The sequence below is a fragment of the Streptomyces sp. TS71-3 genome, assembly GCF_018327685.1.
In the GTDB taxonomy this organism is placed as follows: domain Bacteria; phylum Actinomycetota; class Actinomycetes; order Streptomycetales; family Streptomycetaceae; genus Streptomyces.
This window is the reverse complement of sequence record NZ_BNEL01000001.1, coordinates 3,036,017-3,052,219: the sequence shown is the minus strand read 5'-3', so window position 1 is coordinate 3,052,219 and position 16,203 is coordinate 3,036,017. Positions and strand designations below refer to the sequence as shown.

General features: G+C 73.4%; 10 protein-coding genes. 2 read left to right on the top strand and 8 right to left on the bottom strand.

Features of this window, described 5'->3' with window-relative positions; translation table 11 throughout:
• The first annotated feature begins 13 nt into the window (after nt 1-13).
• Complete coding sequence (locus Sm713_RS12345) at nt 14-1,189, top strand: epoxide hydrolase family protein (RefSeq protein ID WP_212909674.1); 1,176 nt, start codon at nt 14-16, stop codon at nt 1,187-1,189.
• A gap of 60 nt (nt 1,190-1,249) precedes the next feature.
• On the opposite strand, the gene Sm713_RS12340 is transcribed toward Sm713_RS12345, so the two are convergent.
• Nucleotides 1,250-2,521 (bottom strand): cytochrome P450, encoded by a 1,272-nt coding sequence (locus Sm713_RS12340; RefSeq protein ID WP_212909673.1) that lies wholly within the window; start codon nt 2,519-2,521, stop codon nt 1,250-1,252.
• A 178-nt stretch (nt 2,522-2,699) separates the two neighbouring features.
• The gene (locus Sm713_RS12335; RefSeq protein ID WP_212909672.1) at nt 2,700-4,595 is read right to left on the bottom strand and encodes a CocE/NonD family hydrolase; all 1,896 of its coding nucleotides are present in this window, start codon (nt 4,593-4,595) and stop codon (nt 2,700-2,702) included.
• A gap of 371 nt (nt 4,596-4,966) precedes the next feature.
• On the opposite strand from Sm713_RS12335, the gene Sm713_RS12330 reads away from it, so the two are divergent.
• Nucleotides 4,967-5,869 (top strand): YceI family protein, encoded by a 903-nt coding sequence (locus tag Sm713_RS12330; RefSeq protein WP_212909671.1) that lies wholly within the window; start codon nt 4,967-4,969, stop codon nt 5,867-5,869.
• Nucleotides 5,870-5,963: 94 nt separating this feature from the next.
• Here the strand turns inward: Sm713_RS12330 and Sm713_RS12325 are convergent, their stop codons facing one another.
• The 6 genes from Sm713_RS12325 to Sm713_RS40320 form a co-directional block, all read right to left on the bottom strand.
• Nucleotides 5,964-7,529: a metallophosphoesterase gene (locus Sm713_RS12325; protein WP_212909670.1), complete on the bottom strand. Its 1,566-nt coding sequence runs from the start codon at nt 7,527-7,529 to the stop codon at nt 5,964-5,966.
• 111 nt (nt 7,530-7,640) lie between these two features.
• The gene (locus Sm713_RS12320) at nt 7,641-10,325 is read right to left on the bottom strand and encodes an ABC transporter substrate-binding protein (RefSeq protein ID WP_212909669.1); all 2,685 of its coding nucleotides are present in this window, start codon (nt 10,323-10,325) and stop codon (nt 7,641-7,643) included.
• Nucleotides 10,326-10,455: 130 nt separating this feature from the next.
• A complete protein-coding gene (locus Sm713_RS12315) occupies nt 10,456-11,676 on the bottom strand; it encodes a PQQ-binding-like beta-propeller repeat protein (protein ID WP_212909668.1) in 1,221 nt (406 codons plus the stop codon).
• An 893-nt stretch (nt 11,677-12,569) separates the two neighbouring features.
• Nucleotides 12,570-13,949 (bottom strand): RICIN domain-containing protein, encoded by a 1,380-nt coding sequence (locus Sm713_RS12310; protein ID WP_212909667.1) that lies wholly within the window; start codon nt 13,947-13,949, stop codon nt 12,570-12,572.
• Entirely contained in the window at nt 13,946-14,785 is an 840-nt protein-coding gene (locus Sm713_RS12305) for a type VII secretion system-associated protein (protein ID WP_249416252.1), read from the bottom strand. Before Sm713_RS12305 ends, Sm713_RS12310 begins: the two co-directional genes overlap by 4 nt.
• Nucleotides 14,786-15,059: 274 nt before the next feature.
• The gene (locus Sm713_RS40320) at nt 15,060-15,815 is read right to left on the bottom strand and encodes a type VII secretion system-associated protein (RefSeq protein WP_249416251.1); all 756 of its coding nucleotides are present in this window, start codon (nt 15,813-15,815) and stop codon (nt 15,060-15,062) included.
• Between the last annotated feature and the right edge of the window lie 388 nt (nt 15,816-16,203).

The following is a 16,203-nucleotide window of genomic DNA, read 5'->3' as shown; positions in this document are numbered from 1 at the left end:
TAGGGTCCGTGCCATGCCGGACGCCCCGCACCGCCCCGAGCCGTTCACCCCGGGCACCGAACCCGCGGCGCTCGCGGACCTGCGCGCGCGGCTGCGCGCCACGCGCTGGCCGGACGCGCCCGAGGACGCCGGGTGGTCGCTCGGCACCGACCTCGGCTACCTCCGCGAGCTCGTCGCGTACTGGGCCGACGGGTTCGACTGGCCCGCGCAGGAGGCGGCGCTCGCCCGGCTCCCCCGCTTCCGCGTCGCGCTCGGCGGCCTCGGGATCCACTTCGTGCACGCCAGGGCCGCCGCGCCGGCCGGGCCCGCCCTGCCGCTGGTCCTCAGCCACGGCTGGCCGGACTCCTTCTGGCGGTACGCGAAGGTGATCCCCCTGCTCACCGACCCCGGCGCGCACGGCGCGGACCCCGCCGACGCGTTCGACGTGGTCGTGCCGGACATGCCGGGCTACGGGTACTCGGATTGCCCCGCGGGAGCGCCCCTCGACTCCGTCGCGGTGGCCGGACTGTGGGCCGAGCTCATGGACGTCCTCGGCTACCCGCGGTTCGGGGCGGCGGGCGGGGACATGGGCAGCCACGTGAGCCGCTACCTCGCGCTCGACCACCCCGACCGGGTCGTCGCCGTCCACCGCACGGACGCGGGCCTGCCCCGCCACTTCGGCGACCCCGCGGACCTCTCGCCCGAGGAGCGCGCCTGGATGGAGTCCGCCGCGGCCTGGGGCGCGGCCGAGGGAGGCTACGCCGCCGTCCACGCCACGAAGCCCCAGACCGCCGCCTTCGGGCTCACCGACTCGCCGGCCGGCCTCGCCGCGTGGATCGTCGAGAAGCTCCGCGCGTGGAGCGACTGCGGGGGCGACGTCGAACGGAGCTTCACGAAGGACGAGATCCTCACCAACGTGACGCTGTACTGGCTCACCGGGACCATCGGCTCGTCGATGCGCATGTACCGCGCGAACGCCGCGATCCCGCCCGCGCAGCACGCCCGCCGGGTCGAGGTGCCGTCCGGCTTCTCGCTGTTCGCCGGGGACGTCGTGCGCCCGCCGCGTGCGTGGCTCGAACGCACGGCGAACGTCGTGCGCGTGACCGAGCCCGCGCGCGGCGGGCACTTCGCGCCGTTCGAGGAACCCGATCTGTACGCGCGGGAACTGCGCGAGTTCTTCCGCCCCTACCGGGCGGCGGCGGCCGGCTGAGCGCCCTCGGCGAGAGACCCCCCAGCCGGCCGCGCCCTCCGGGAGACGGGCCGGGGCCCCTCAGCCGGCGGCGCTCTCCAGCGAGCGGGCCAGCCGCAGCGGCAGCTCCTCGGCTCCGCGGATCAGCAGGCCGCCGCGCCACCGCAACTCCTCGGGGGCGACCGCGAGGTCGATGTGCCCGAACCGGTCGAGCAGCCTCCCGATGGCCACTTCGGCCTCCAGCCTGGCCAGCGGCGCGCCGAGGCAGTAGTGGATGCCGTGGCCGAAGGCGAGGTGGCCGGTGGTGTCCCTGGTGATGTCCAGCCGGTCCGGATCGGCGTACCGGTCCGGGTCGCGATCGGCTCCGCCGAGCGCCACCACCACGAACTGGTTCTCCGGGATGACCGTGCCGGCGATCTCGGTCGGCTCGGCCGTGAAGCGGAGGGTGGTGTTCTTCACGGGGCCCTCGTACCGCAGGAACTCCTCGATGGCGCCGCGCAGCAGCGACCGGTCCGCCCGCAGCAGGGCGAGCTGGTCGGGGTGCGTGATGAGCGCGAGCACGCCGTTCGCGATGAGGTTCACCGTGGTCTCGTGGCCCGCGATGAGCAGGAGGAAGCCCATGGCGACCACCTCGTCCCGGGTGAGCGAGTCGCCCCCCTCCTGCACCTCGACGAGCGTGGAGAGCAGGTCGTCGCCCGGGGCGGCGCGCTTGTCCTCGATGAGCTTGTACAGGTACGCGGTCATGTCCGCGCCCGCCCGCAGCCTCTCGTCGTCGGTGCCGAATCCGGTGATGAGCAGGTCGCTCCAGCGCCGGAAGTCGTCGCGGTCGGCCACGGGGACGCCGAGCAGCTCGCAGATCACGGTGATCGGCAGGGGGAACGCGAAGGCGTCGAGGAGGTCGACCGACTCGCCGCCGTCGCCCATCGCGTCGAGCAGGTCGGCGGTGATCTCCTCGATCCTGGGCCGCAGCCGCTCGATCCGCCGCACCGTGAACGCCCTGGTCACCAGCCGCCGCAGCCGCTCGTGGTCGGGCGGGTCGGAGTTCAGCATGTGGGTGAAGAGGACGTCGCGGCGGGCCGTGCCCGCCTCGTTGCTCAGCCCGTTGGCCTCCATCAGGGCGCCGGTGCCGCTCTTCTTCAGCCGGTTGTCCGTGAGGGCGGCGCGCGCGTCCGCATAGCGCGCCACCAGCCACACGCGCAGCCCGTCGGGCAGCAGCACGGGGTGGACCTCGCGCTCCTCCCGCAGCCGCGCGTACAGGGTGTAGGGGTCCTTGACGAACTCGTCATCGGTTAAGACGTCATGCCGGGCTATGTCGGGGAACTTCCGCGTCACCTTGGTCTCGCTTCCTGTCATGACGTCATCCTCGCCGGGGAGAAAGGTGTCCAACCAGCGTTCGACCGGGGCGATTTCGGCCGGAGCGGTGGCGAGGAGGCGGGCGTGGGGTCCCCGTGACGTGCCGGCGGACGGGCCGGCGCCGGCCGGCGCCCCGGGTGCCACCCCGCAGCGCCCGCGGCCGGCGCCGGCCCGGGGGTCACAGGCGGCCGCCCGGGACCACCGTGAACGTCGCCGGCCCCGCCGGCAACTCCACCGTGTACTGGCGCAGGTAGGTGTCCAGATACGGGGAGCGGTCGCCGGCGGTCGGGACGTCGTCGGCCGGGTCGTCGAGGGCCAGCCTGAGCCGCGCGCCCTTGACCTTGATCGTCTGTCCGGAGGGCGTGTCGAGCCAGGAGCCGGTCTGGATGGAACCGATCTCCACGGCCAGGACGTGCCCTGCCGCCAGGGTCCAGTCGGTCGCCTTGAGGTCGACGCTCAGCCGGCCCGGCTTCAGCAGGGAGACCTGCTCGTCGAACATGGCCGCGGTGCCGTCGGGGGCGACGTCGTACAGCTTGAGCATGACGTTGCCCTCGCCCTTGGCGCTCAGGGAGATGTTCGGCGTGCCGGTCACCCGGGCCGCCCGCTTCACCGGCTGGGACCACACGAAGAAGCTGGAGGTGGCCTCGCCGGCCTGCTGCCGCTTCACCTCCCCCTTGGCCAGGGTCCTCGGGGCCGCCGGGTCGACCGCGGGCGCGTGCTCCATGTCCCAGGTGGCGGACGGCTTCGGTGCCCTGAGCGCCGCCGCACCGCCGGACGGGGACTGGGCGGTGTGCGCCGAGGCGCCGCCGTCGTCCACGTACGAGCCGTCGCCGAGCGGAACGGTCACGGAGCGGTCCGCGACCGGCCACGTCTGCTGTGCGCGCCAGGCGCCCGTGGACGTCTCGACGGAGTAGGCCGGGTAGTGGACGGCGGGCCTGATGCCCTTGAGGTACTGGTCGTAGAACGAGAGCGTCTCGTCGTACCAGCCCTCACGCCCCATGGCCAGGCGCCCGTCGCTCACGCGGTCGCCGCCGCGCACGTGGTCCCACTGGCCGAGCCAACCGCGCTCGGGACCCCTGTGGTTGGTGAGGTACTCCTGCATCTCCTCGGGCTTGGTGTTGTTCTCGATGAAGCCCTGGGTGACGAAGAGCGGGGTGTCCGTGCCCCTGGCCATCTTCGCCAGGTCGCGGGAGGTCCAGTGCTTGTCCTTCTGGTCGGCTATGCGGTACCCGGCCAGCGCGCCGGTCAGGCACCCCGGATGGCTCTCCTCCCAGCGGGAGTTGGCCAGGTAGTGCGCGTCGTCGTCCGGCATCTGGTCCATCGTGGCGATGCCGTTGTACGCCTCGGCGGTGCCGGTGACGTTCGGACGGGGCACACCGTTCGAGTAGATGTACTGGTACATGTCCCACAACGGCTCACCGGCGACGACCGCCTTGAGCGGGCGCTGGTCGAGGTCGTTGCCTATGAGACCCGTCACGGCGTCGTACGACTTGCCGTACATGCCGACGGCGCCGGTCGACCACGGCTGCTTCGCCGACCAGTCGATCGCCGCCTTGACGTCGGCCTGCTCGCCGGGGCCGCCCCAGTCGAGGCAGCCGGTGGAGCCGCCGAAGCCGCGCAGGTCCACCATGACGAACGCGTAGCCGTGGGCGAACAGGTCGGTGCCCTCGATGAAGTCCTGGAAGCGGGACGAGGGTCCGGTGTGCGTCCACCCTTCGGGACCGGTCTGCCCGGAGTGCCCGAAATACGGGCCGATGGACAGGATGACGGGTACCCGCTGGTGTGCCCTCATGCCCTCGGGCAGCAGGACGTCCGCGTGCAGTTGGGTGCCGGAGTGGTCGGAGGACGGGAAGTAGTGCTGCGTCCAGACCGAGCCCTGCGGGACCCGGTCGTTCTCCTCGTGCGTGACGGGGCGGGTGGCGGTGGCGACTTCCTTCGCCGGGGATCCCGCGGTGGTGCCGGAGCCGGCCGCGGGGGCGGGCTCCGCGGCGGCGGGACCGGTGAGCCCCCCGGCCAGCATGCATGCGGTGACGAGCGCTGAGGCGGCCCAGGCGGCCGCGCGACGTCTTATCACTTGCTCCTCCCGAGGTGGTGGGTACGGGGTGGCGCAGGCGGTGCGGTCGGGCAGCGGCCCCTTCCGTCCCGTCAACAGGGCGTCAACAGCGCGACGGCAGGCGGGCGGGCGCCCCCGCGGTGCTGGATCGCGGGCGCGAAGATGGACCGACAACGCGGATCATATGATTTTCGTGAGAATTCTTCATCGGTCCGGCGTGTCCCCTGTGTTACCTCGGGTTGCACGGTCCCGGGGCCTGGGGTGCGTTTGCTTCCTTCAGATATGTTTGCGTCGTCTGAGCACGGTGGCCGAACGAGGTTCGCCCACCCCCATTCGCCATGACGGTGAGTTGCTCTCCTCGCCGCACCACCTGCAGAGGGACGCGTTAGAAAATGATCAGCCGCTTGCTTGGCCGTAAGTCCGCCGCGAAGCGCGGGGCGGGCCCGTTGTCCGGTCTCTCCGTGCCACCGACCGCGGGGGTCCTCACCTGCCGGGTCCTCGACCCGGTCAGCGAGCCGGTCAGGCAGGCGGAGTACACGCTGACCGACGCCCAGGGCCGCAAGGTCGCCGGTGGGGAGACCGATCCCTTCGGCAGCATCGTGGCGATGGTGCCGCTCGGCGAGTACCGCCTGTCGGTCTCGGCCGAGAGCTTCAGCCCCTACCGCGGAGGCGTCTCGCTCCTGGAGGGCGGCAAGATCGTCTCCCTGGGCGACGTCACCCTCCAGATAGCCCCGACGCTGCCCATGCCGGAGCCGGGCGACTGGGAGATAGAGGCGGCGCACACCCGCATCGGCTTCACCGCGCGCCACATCGGCCTCGCCCAGGTGTACGGCCGCTTCGACAACTTCGCGGGTGCGATCAGGATGAGCGATCCGATCGAGGACTCCGCGATGCACGTCGTGATCGACGCCAGCTCGATCGACACCAACGTCCGCATGCGCGACGACCACCTGCGGTCGGCGGACTTCCTGGACGTGGAGCGCTTCCCGACCCTGGAGTTCTACAGCGACCAGTTCCAGCACCGCGGCGGCAACAAGTGGATCGTCACGGGCGGCCTGACACTCCACGGCGTCACCCGCACGGTGAACCTGGACGCCCAGTACCAGGGCATCCGTGTCGGCATGGAGGGCGAGACCCGCGCGGCCGTCAAGGCCACCACCGAGCTCCACCGCGAGGACTTCACGATCAACTGGCAGACCATGCTGGCCCGGGGCATCGCCGTCGTCGGCTCCAGCATCAAGATCGACCTCGACATCCAGATCGTCCCGAAGGGGACGGAACTCAAGTTCAAGTGACCTCCGCGCGGCGCCGGGGCCCCTCGGCCGGCCCCGGCGCCGGCCGCGCTCATGCCGGCCTCACTCGCGCCCACCGCACTCGCACCCGCGGCGCTCACGCCTGAACGGTCAGGTCCCTCACCCCGGCGGGTTCGCCAGGAGCCGCCGCGCCGGCACGGACGGTCAGCGGGATGACCACCTCGTCCTCGACCGGCGGGTGGAGTTCCTGGGCGCGCTTGCCGGTCGCGGAGAAGCAGCGCAGCGTGACGGAGTCCGGTGTCACGTCCAGCCGCAGGAACGACTTGAAGAACGGCGGCCAGTACGTGGCCGAACTGGAGGAGAAGAGGTCGGAGCAGACCTCCCACACCGGAAGGCGGAAGCGGGAGCGGCCCTCGCGGCGGCGGCCCGCGCCGAGCAGGCTCGCCACCAGGCGGACGCGCCAGGTGATCCGGACGGGCGCGCCCCCGGTGCGCTCCGCCGGGACCCCGAGCCGCTCCGCCACGACGGCCGTCGCCTGCGCCGCGGTGAGCGCGAAGAAGCGGCGCAGGCGCAGCCGGCGCCCGTAGAGCACGCTGTACAGGGCCAGCGAGTCGCCGCGCAGCGGATAGCACCGGAAGTCCCGCTCGGTGACGTTCCCGACGGACACCGCGGGGATGGTGTGCGTGGCGTGCATGAACGCGCCGCCGCCGCCCGAGACCACGTACTGGATGGTGCGGCCGTCCACGTCCACCGGATACCGCTGATAGTTGTGGATGTCGCCGCCCACCGCCGCCACGTAGTGGTGTGCCGGATCGCGGACGATGTCGTCGACGGTGCCACCGCCCTCGATGGCGCAGGGGTGGCGCTCGCCGTTCACGTACAGGGGTGAGCCGGTGATGAGGATCTTCGGGCGGGGCCCCTGCGACACCTCGCGCAGCCACGCGCCCTGCTCGGCGTCGACGGTGCCGAGCAGGCCGGTGTCTATGCCCACGATCCGCAGCGGTCCCGCGTCGACGGCCCAGTACGGACCGGGCTGGACGGCCTGCTGCGCCGGCTGGGAGCGCAGCTCGCGCGCCTCGGCCAGGCGCCGCTCGTCGGCCGGGCGCGGCCGGTGCCACAGCAGCCGGCGCCACCAGGCACGGCCCAGCGGCCGGGGCGCGGGCTCGGGCGCGAGGGGCGGTGCGTCGCCGCAGAACACCCGCATGAAGCCGCCGAGGCCCTCGTACCAGTCGTGGTTGCCCGGTATCGCGTAGACGGGCGCCGGGTAGTCCCGGTACGGGCGGAAGAACTTGGGGCCGTACTCGTCGGTCCTGCCCACCGGGTAGATCACATCGCTGGCTATCACCGCGAACGCGGTGCCCCGGGCGGCCTTCAGGAACCCGGGCACCACCGCGTACTGGGCGTCGCCGCCCTCGCCGGTGTCCCCCAGCACCATGAAGGAGAAGCGGTCCGGGTCGTCGCGCCGCACCACCTTGTCCGCGGGGGCGCCGGCCTCGGCCCGCTGCGCCACCCACCGGCTCCGCTCCCGGCCCGTGGGGTCGCCGAACCAGGACGCCAGCAGGCCGTTGCGGGCCAGCCACAGCGTGCGCGGGTCGAGCCACGAGACCCGCTTGACGTCGGCGGGCATCAACCGGCGGTAGGTGCCAGGTCCGGCGCTCCCCCAGCCGGCGCCCTCGCCGGTCTCGCGTGACGAGTCAGACATGGGGGAACGGTAACCCGGCGGGTGCCCGCCGATCGCGCCAAGTGTGGTGTGTCACGGCTCTCTTGACACTTTCCTCACCGCCCCGGTCCCGGGGCCGCGATGTGGGCCGGGTCAGCCCCCGCACGGCACCCCCTGCGTCCGGCTGGGCACGTCGGGACCGTACGCCCCGCACACCGCGACGACCTCCGGCTCGTCGGCCAGCTGGCGGACCAGCACGAGGGTCTTGTCCTGCGGGGCCCCGTTGACACCCTTCTTGTACGAGACCAGTCCGGTGGCACCGTCGAAGGTGATGCCGGCGCCCAGGGTGAGCAGGACGGACGACCTGCTGATGGCCTTGTCGACGTGGCCCGCCTGGTCGACGGCCTCCGACAGCACGTGGAAGGCGTCGTAGGCGACCGCGGAGTGCCCGTCCTGCGCCCAGGGGTCCTCCCCGCGCGTCGTCTTCCGCACGAACGCCTCGTACATGGCGACGAACTGCCTGGTCCTCTCGCTGGCCCTGCGGTCCCCGGCCGGCAGGCGGTGCATCGAGTAGTACAGCCGCAGCCAGCTCTTGTTGCTGTACACCCCGGTCATCGAGACGTTGGTCAGCTCGTTGCCGCCGAGGACGGTGATGTCGTCGCTGGTGCAGGTGCCCTGGCGGTCGACGGCGTTGATGAACGCGGAGAAGTCGCGCGCCCGCGCCGACCAGTACACGACCGAGTCCGGTTCCGCCTTCAGCACCCGGCACACCTGGTCCGAGAGCTCGCCGGCGTCGGACAGGGGCACCGCACCGGACGGGGTGTGCCCGAAGACGTCGTCCTGGTTGTAGTCGAACACCTGCGGCCGGGGGCCGGTGAACTTCTCGATGAACTTCGCGGCGAGGCTGCGGCTGTAGAGGTCCTCGGCGTTCTCGATCACGATGGCCCGCCGGGCCGGGGAGCAGCTGTCCTGCGTGCCCGGCCGGGCCACGATGTTCTCCTTGCGGGCGAAGTCGGCCTCGATGGCCGCTTCGCGCGAGTTGGTGGGTGTCAGGGGCCAGTAGGTCTGGTGGGCCTGGCCCTCCAGCAGCTCGTCCGCGGTCGCGGTGGTGCCGATCGCGGGGATCCCGGCCCGGGCGAGCACGTCGAGCGCGGCCTTGGTCTCGCCCCGGCTCTGCGCGTACCCGAGCACGCCGACGACCTTCTCGTACTCCTTCTTCCCGGGCGCGTTCTCGCCGCGGACCCGCTGGACGAGCTTCTCGGCCTCCGGCACGGCGTCCTTGAACCCCGTCCCGGTGGGGCGCACGTCCACGCGCAGGAGGACCTGGGAGTCGTCGGAGTCCGCCTCCTGGTTCTGCCGCATCTGCCACAGGGCGATGCCGCGCAGCTCCGGAATGGTCCCGTCGAACAGCGCGTCCGTCTCGGACCGGGGAGAGTTGGACCCGAAGGCCACGACGGTCCGCACCGTCCGCTTCGCCGCCAGGTCCTCCACCCGCCGGTTCTCGGTGTCGACCGCCTCGCGCGCGGAGTCGTACCAGGTCTTGGGAAGCACGCGGGTGGGCGTGGCCTGGGCGGACTCGGCCACCGAGTCGCTGCCGCCGACGCACCGGGTGTCCACGGGCTTGGGGACGGTGTAGAGCGAGGCGCCGATCAGCGCGAGCACCACGACCGACACTTCGAGCCACGCCTCCGTGCGCCAGCTGAGACCGTGCCCCTTCCGCGGCACCGGGGGTACCGGCAGTCCCGGCCGCTCCATCGCGTTCGCGCTCAGGGGCACCAGCACGACCGGCGCGCCGTCCCGGTGGCTGAGCCGGTGCGCCGCCTGCGCCAGATCGCTCTCCGCGGGGCTGCCCAGGTCCCTCAGCAGGGCCTCGGTGGGCTGCCCCACGGCGACGACGAGGGGACCCGGCTGCCGGGCCCCCTCCTGCGCCTTGTGCAGCGCGCGCAGGAAGCGCTCGGCCGCCCGGGAGCCCTCCTGCCCGGGCGGCGGAACCGCCACGATGATCACCGGCCGCCGTGTCCTGCGGCGCCGCCTGGGCAGGATGCCGCCCACCCTCGGCACCCGCAGGTCCTCCAGCAGGGCCCGGGTGAGCAGGTCCTCGAACGTCTGGAGCGCCTGCTCGTCGAGCCGGTCCACCCGGAGCCGGGCGGCCTGCACGGCGGCGATCTGGTCCATCGCCGGGAACAGCTTCCTGTTGCCGCCCGCCATCTTCAGACCGGCGAGCCACCCCCGCATCACCTTCCGGGAGCGCCACCAGGCCCACAGCCGGCGCGGCACCTCACCGAGCGTCAGGGCCCACGCGAGCCGCAGCAGCAGGTTCCTGACGGTGACGTCGCCCAGCACCGGGGGACTGCCCGGAAGCGCCCCCAGCAGGCCCAGCTGCTCCGCCTTGTGCTGCTCGCACACGTACGCGCGCAGCTCCCTCACGTGCTCCCCGGGCCAGCTCTCGGGGTGCTCCCTGATGTACGCCACGAGCTGCCGTATGACGTGGAAGTTCGGATGGCGGTCGGGTGTCATGTGCTCAGGGCCCGGCACGGGCCTGCGGCCGGCCATGCCGTGCCTCTCGTACAGCAGCCGGTCGTCCTGCACGGCGTCCAGGTACGCGTACGGCACGAGCTTGCCGTCGTTGTCGATCGACCCCCGCAGCGCCTCCACGACGCGGTGCACACCGGCCCGGCACGCGGCGGCGTCTCCCGGGACCCGCAGGACGAGCAGCGGGCTCCTGTCCGCCAGGTCCCCCCGGTCCGCGGGCGCCACGCTCGCCTGGAACCCGCTGACGAAGACGTCCGCTCCGAAGTCGTCCGGAAAACCGGTGAGTCTGTCGGCCGGTACACCCATGAAGAATCCCCCCTCGGAACACGGCGCATGGCGCCACCCCCAACCCGCCCCGCACGGGGCGGAGTTGGAAAGGGGCTCCGAGGCTACGCTCCGCGACGAGCCGTCACAACGACCTTGTGAGCCAGGAAGTTCAGGACTCGCTCTCGAACGCGCGCAGGGTCAGCGTGTCCTTGCCGGTGCGGCCGTCGTCCGTCACCACGTACAGCACGTTTCCCGACCAGGTGAAGCCGGCTCCCTGGAGGTCGGTGGCCGAGGGGTTCCCCGCGACGTAGAGGGTCCCCATGGTCTTCACCGCACCGCTGTGCAGGTCGATGGAGACCAGCTTCGACGGCTTGCTCATGTCGCCCGAGCCCTGCACGGCGATCGCGCCGCCGTCCCCGGTCCCGACGGTGACCGTGTTCTTCTTCGACCAGAGCAGCTTGCCGGTCCTGAGGTCGACGGCCCCGGTCCCCGTGTTGTCGTCGTACGAGGAGACCATCACCGACTGGTCGGAGTCGACGTAGACGCCGTTCCGGTCGAACTGCACCTTGGCGGGCAGCTGGAACGCCTTCTGCGGCTTGCCGTCGTCGTAGGTCTGCACCGACTCGGGCGAGTCGTCGTCCTTGCCCTGGAAGACGACGGTCAGCGGGCGGTCGCCCGCCACGAGCTGGACGTCGCGGGCGTCGCCCGGGAACTTGTAGGTGTCGCCGAACTCCAGGTCGCGGATGTCGAGTTCGTTCTTAGGCTTCGCGTCGCTGCAACTGCTCGACGTGGCGAGGTGGTCGCCCGTCCAGTCCGCGTCGTCGCCGCAGTCGTGACCGCGGGCGTAGGGGATGAACACGACGTGGCCGCCGGAGACGGAGTACATCCGCACACCGCCGCCCGCGTCCGTGATCACGGCGTGGCGGCCGACGGCGATGCGCGGGGCCGTGCTCTTGTAGCCGCTCGCGAGGTTCTTCGTCCACAGGGTCCGGCCGGTGTCGGTGTCGAAGACGTCGAGGAACGCGCAGTCGTCGCCGCCCGCGTCGAACGCGACCGCTCCCACGCCGTCCGGGCTCGGCTCCGGGGCCGCGGCGCAGACCTCGCTGGCCCCCTTGGGCGTCTGGAGGGTCCACAGCTTCCTGCCGGTGGCGTGGTCGAAGGCGCGGACACCGCCCTTCTCGTCGGCGTATACGGGGTTGTCGGTCTTGGTGGTCCAGAGCGCGGGGAGCCCGCCGAGGGAGCTGCCGACGGTGTCCGGCTTGGGCAGCTGCGTCTGCCACCGGATCGGGAGCGCGTCGGCGGGCTTCTTCGGCGTGTCCGGATCCGCGGAGTGGATGATGCCGGAGCGGTCGAGGAGGAAATACCCGCCTATGCCCGCCCCGGCGAGCACCGCGAGGACGACGACGAGTATCAGGACCGTCCTTCCGCCGCCGCTTCGGGCGGCCGTGGGCGGCGCGGGCGGAAACGCCTGCCCCGGGCCGCTCCAGCCCTGGGGCGGCTGCCCGGCCTGGCCGTACGGGGTAGGGGACGGGGGCCGGCTGCGGGGCGGCGGGCGAGCCGTATACGGGTTGCCCCGGCTGTCCGTACTGTCCCGGCTGCGGCTGGGGCGGTGGGCCGAAGGCCCCCGGAGCGGGCGGGCCCTGCGGCTGTCCGAACGCCGGCGGCTGCCGGCCGAACGGCCCGGGGGCGGGCTGCTGTTGCGGCCAGGCGCCGGGCTGGGCGCCGGGCGGACCCGGCTGCTGCGGCGGAACGGGCGGGACGGGAGCGGCGGCGGGCGGCCGCGAAGGCATCGGCGGGGGTGCGGCGCCGCCCGGATCCTGCGGCTCGTCCTGGCCGGGCGGCGTGCCGCCCCTGTTCCCGTCGTTCCCGGACATCCCTCGGGCCCCCGGATCACCTGCTGTGGAGACCACCGGCCGCGGTGCGGCGGTGGCCACGGTGTGGGCTGGATGATAGCGAGGCCCGGAGCAGGGGCCCGGCCCGCGTCGGGGAACGTCCCCAGAACCGCCACAGCGTCGTGCGGGCCGGGCCGCGTTCGCCGGAGGTGCGGACGCCGACCAGCACGGCCTCTGTGCCTCACGGCGGGGCGCACGCGGGCCGGGTGGGGTGGGCTGATGCGAAACGTGTCCGGCGCGGACGCGGCAGGGCGGCGCGTGCGGCACGGGTGCGTTGGACGCGAAACGGCGGCGCGGCCACGGGTCGCCGTGGTCGCGCCGCCGTGTGGCCCGCGACGGGATGCCGGCCGGAGGACCGGCACCCCGATGGGGCGGCGGTGTCAGGCACCGCTCAGGCGCTGCTCCACTTCTGGTTGTCCTGCCCGTTGCAGGTCCACAGCTGGAGGCGGGTTCCGTTGGCGGTCCCCTGGTCCTTCACGTCCACGCACTTGTCGGCGCCCGGGTTGACCAGGTCGTGCGCGGCGACCAGGCGGAACTGCTGCGAGGAACTGCCGTTGCAGTCGTTCAGCGTGATCGGGGTGCCGTTGGAGGTCGACCCGGAGGCCAGCGTCATGCACTTGCCCAGCGAGCGGACGGTGCCGTCGGAGTAGAAGCTCCACTGCTGCCAGGCGACGCCGCCGCAGTCCCACACCTGGAGCGGCGTGCCGCTGGCCTTCTGGCCGTCCACGACGTCGATGCAGCGGCCGGACGCATGGCTCTGGATCCGGCTGACGGACTGCACGGTGGGACCGCTGCCGCCGGAGCCGCCGGACCCGCCGGACCCGCCGGACCCGCCCGATGAACCCCCGGCGTGCGTGCCCGTGGATCCCGCGTGGGCCTTCGTCGGCGTCTGGGAGGTCGCCTGGTGGTGCGAGGTGTGCCCGTCCGGCGACTTCACGTCGCTCGGGGAGCCCGACCCGTGCCCGGTCGGGGCCCCGGCCGCTCCCGCCGCGTGCTGCGCCGGGTGGTGGTGGCGCGGATCGGAGCCGGAGGACGAGGGGGACTCGGCGCCGAAGACACCGGACGACGAGCCGGCCGCCTGACCGTCCGACAGCACGGTCCCGGCCGGTGCGTCCGACCGGACCGCCTTCTCGCCCCCGCCGCCGTTCCCGGTGAGCAGGAACGGTACGGATATCAGCAGCGCACCCGCGATGGCGGCGCCGGCCAGCATGCTCTTGCGGGGCCTGCCGGGCGCGGGTTCGGCCGCCGCGGCGGGCTCTGCCGCCGCGGCGGCGAGTGCGTCGGAGGCGGCCTCGGCCTCCGGGGCGGCCTCGGCGGAAGCGGCGTGCGCGTCCGCCTCGGTGCCGGTCTCCGTGCGGGCCTCGGCAGCGGCTTCGGAGGCCGCTTCGGAGGCGGCCTCTGACGCCTCGCCGGCTTCGGACACCGCTCCGGCGACGCCGGGCTCCGGGACCGGCTCCGCTTCGGGCGCCTCGGCCTCTGCCGCCTTCACGGCCGGCTTCGCCTGGGGTGCCTTCGCGGCGGCCTTCGCCTCGGCCGCCTTCGTCGCTCCGGCCTCGGCCGCCGCCTCCTGCTCGGCAGGCTCGGCCTCGGGCGGAAGCGCGGCCGCCGGCGCGGTGGCCCGCGTCGCGGCGGACCCGGAGAGGAGTGCGCTCTCGGCCCTGGCGGAGGCCCCGGATCCGGACTCGGCCGGCGCGGAGGACGTGCGCTGGGGTTCCTCGGACGCGGCCTGCTCACGTCCGTCGCCGTGGGGAGGGGATGGGGAAGCCGTCATGGCGTCCTTCCGGTGGAGGTGGGGAGGTGGGGGTCGGGCGCGGCCTGAGTGGTCGTGGGGGCGGGGGTGTCCCCGGAGGGCGTGGCATCCCCGGTGCGGGGTGTGTCCTCGGAGGGCGTGGCGTCCTCGCTGCGGGGTGTGTCCCCGCTGCGGGGTGTGTCCCCGCTGCGGGGTGTGTCCCCGCTGCGGGGTGTGTCCCCGCTGCGGGGTGTGTCCCCGCTGCGGGGTGTGTCCCCGCTGCGGGGTGTGTCCCCGCTGCGGGGTGTGTCCTCGGTGCGGGGTGTGCTCTCGGAGGAGGTGGCGTCCTGGGCACGCAGTACCTCGTCCGCGCCGACGACGAGGTGTGCCGGGCCCGCGGGGTTGACGCTCAGCGCGGTACCCTCCGCCGCGAGGGTGCGCGCGAGTTCGCCGGCGGCCACGGTGTCGTGGGCGAGCGCCGGGAGGAAGGGCTGATGGCGCCCGGCGGTGAAGACGGGCACGAGCGGCGAGCCGTCGGGCCCCTCGGCGAGCAGCGGTCCGCCGCCGGGCGCACGCAGCACGGCCACCTCGGCCGCGGACAGGGCGCGGACGGCGTCCTCCCGCGGCCCGTAACCGGTGACGGCGAGTTGGGCGGCCTCGTCCACCGGGTCGGAGGGCTCGGGCCAGCCGCGCATCCGGGGGGAGGGACGGTAGTCGTCGTTGGGCCGCCACTCCTCGACCTGCCCGGTCGGCCCGGACCGCCACTCGCCGATGACGGCCCAGTCCGGCGGTGGTGCTTCGTCGGTCCACCCCGGGTCCACCATGCCCAGCCAGTGGTCGGGGGCGCTGCGGGCCGCCTCGCGGATGTCGTCGGGCACCGGCGGGCCATCGCCCGCGGGTGCACCGGCCGGCTGCGCACCGGCCGGCGGCGGAGCCGATCCTGAGCCCGGTGGGACGTTCGGCGGCACCCCGGCGTCCGGCGGCGCGTCCGTGGGAGTCCGCGGCGGGGCCGCCTCTTGGTCGGACGGCGTGCGGGGCATCGGGGGCATCTCCAACTGGTTCCTGTCCTCGCCTGTTCATGACCTGCGCGACCGCCGCCTCGGTTCCCGTTTCGCGTTCCCGATCGGCGGCGGGACTGTATGCCGGCGTGTCCTACCCGGCTGCCTCGCGGATCGCCTCCATGAGTGCGTCGTGGTCGACGACGAACCCGACAGGACCCGCCGGATTAAGGTACAGCCGGTGTCTTTCGGGGATCTGGCCGACCAGTTCCGATACGGGCACGACCCGGTGCCGGAAAGCACCCATCTTCGTCACATGCGACTGCGAGCTGAAGGCCGGCACCACCGCCGTGCCGTCCGGTGCCGCCGCCGTGACGGGCGTGTCCGCCGCGTCCACGAGCACCGCGACCTCCGCGGCTGCGAGCACCCTCGCGACCTCCGCCACGGGCCCGTACCCGGTGGCCGCCAGCTGGACGGCCTCGTCCACGGCGTCCTGCGGGTCGTCCCAGTCGAGCATCGCGGGCGAGGGACGGTAGTCGGGGTTGTCCGCCCACTCGACCACCTCCCCGCCGGCGTCCGACCTCCACTGCCCGACGATCGCCCACGCCGGGGGGTCCTTCTCGTCGTCCCACATGGGGTCGACGACGCCCAGCCAGTGGTCGGGGACGAGCCGTGCCGCCTCGCGGACGTCGTCGGGCACCTCCGGGACCGCCGCGGCGCCGTCGGACGTCGAGGGCGCGGTCCCGTCCTGGGTGCCGACGGGGACGGCACGCAGGCGCGCCGCCCAGCCGCCGAGGTCCGGGGCCCGGGCGCCGTCGTCCGCGACGGCCACGGTGCCGTCGGCCCCGGGGCCCGCAGCGGGCTCCGGTGCGTCCCGTCCGGGCGCCTCCTGAGGTGTCTGGCCGCTCACAACCGGCCCTTCCTTCCTGGCCACTCGGCCACGTTCCGCGCCTTTTGCCCACCCGGCTCACGCGGCCGGTCAGCGACCATCCGGTTCTCCTCGGCGGCCGGTTCCGGCCCGCCGGGCGCTCCGACCCTGTGCACTCGGGGAGTGTCCCGCTCTTCCCCGCGGGACTCCGGCCGTTCTCCTCGTCCCGTTCGATGATCGGTCCGGGCGCGCCGGACGGGACGGGAACGCGGCCGAAGGTGTCCGCCCGCATGTCCTGTTGGTGCCGCTGGTCCTGCCGAGCCCCGGGTGCCTTCGGATCCGTGTCCGGAACCGGCGCCTTCCCGAACAGCTCGCGGGTGGCCCGCCTGGCCGCTTCGCTCCGCACCGCGTGCAACTGGAACCTCACCGT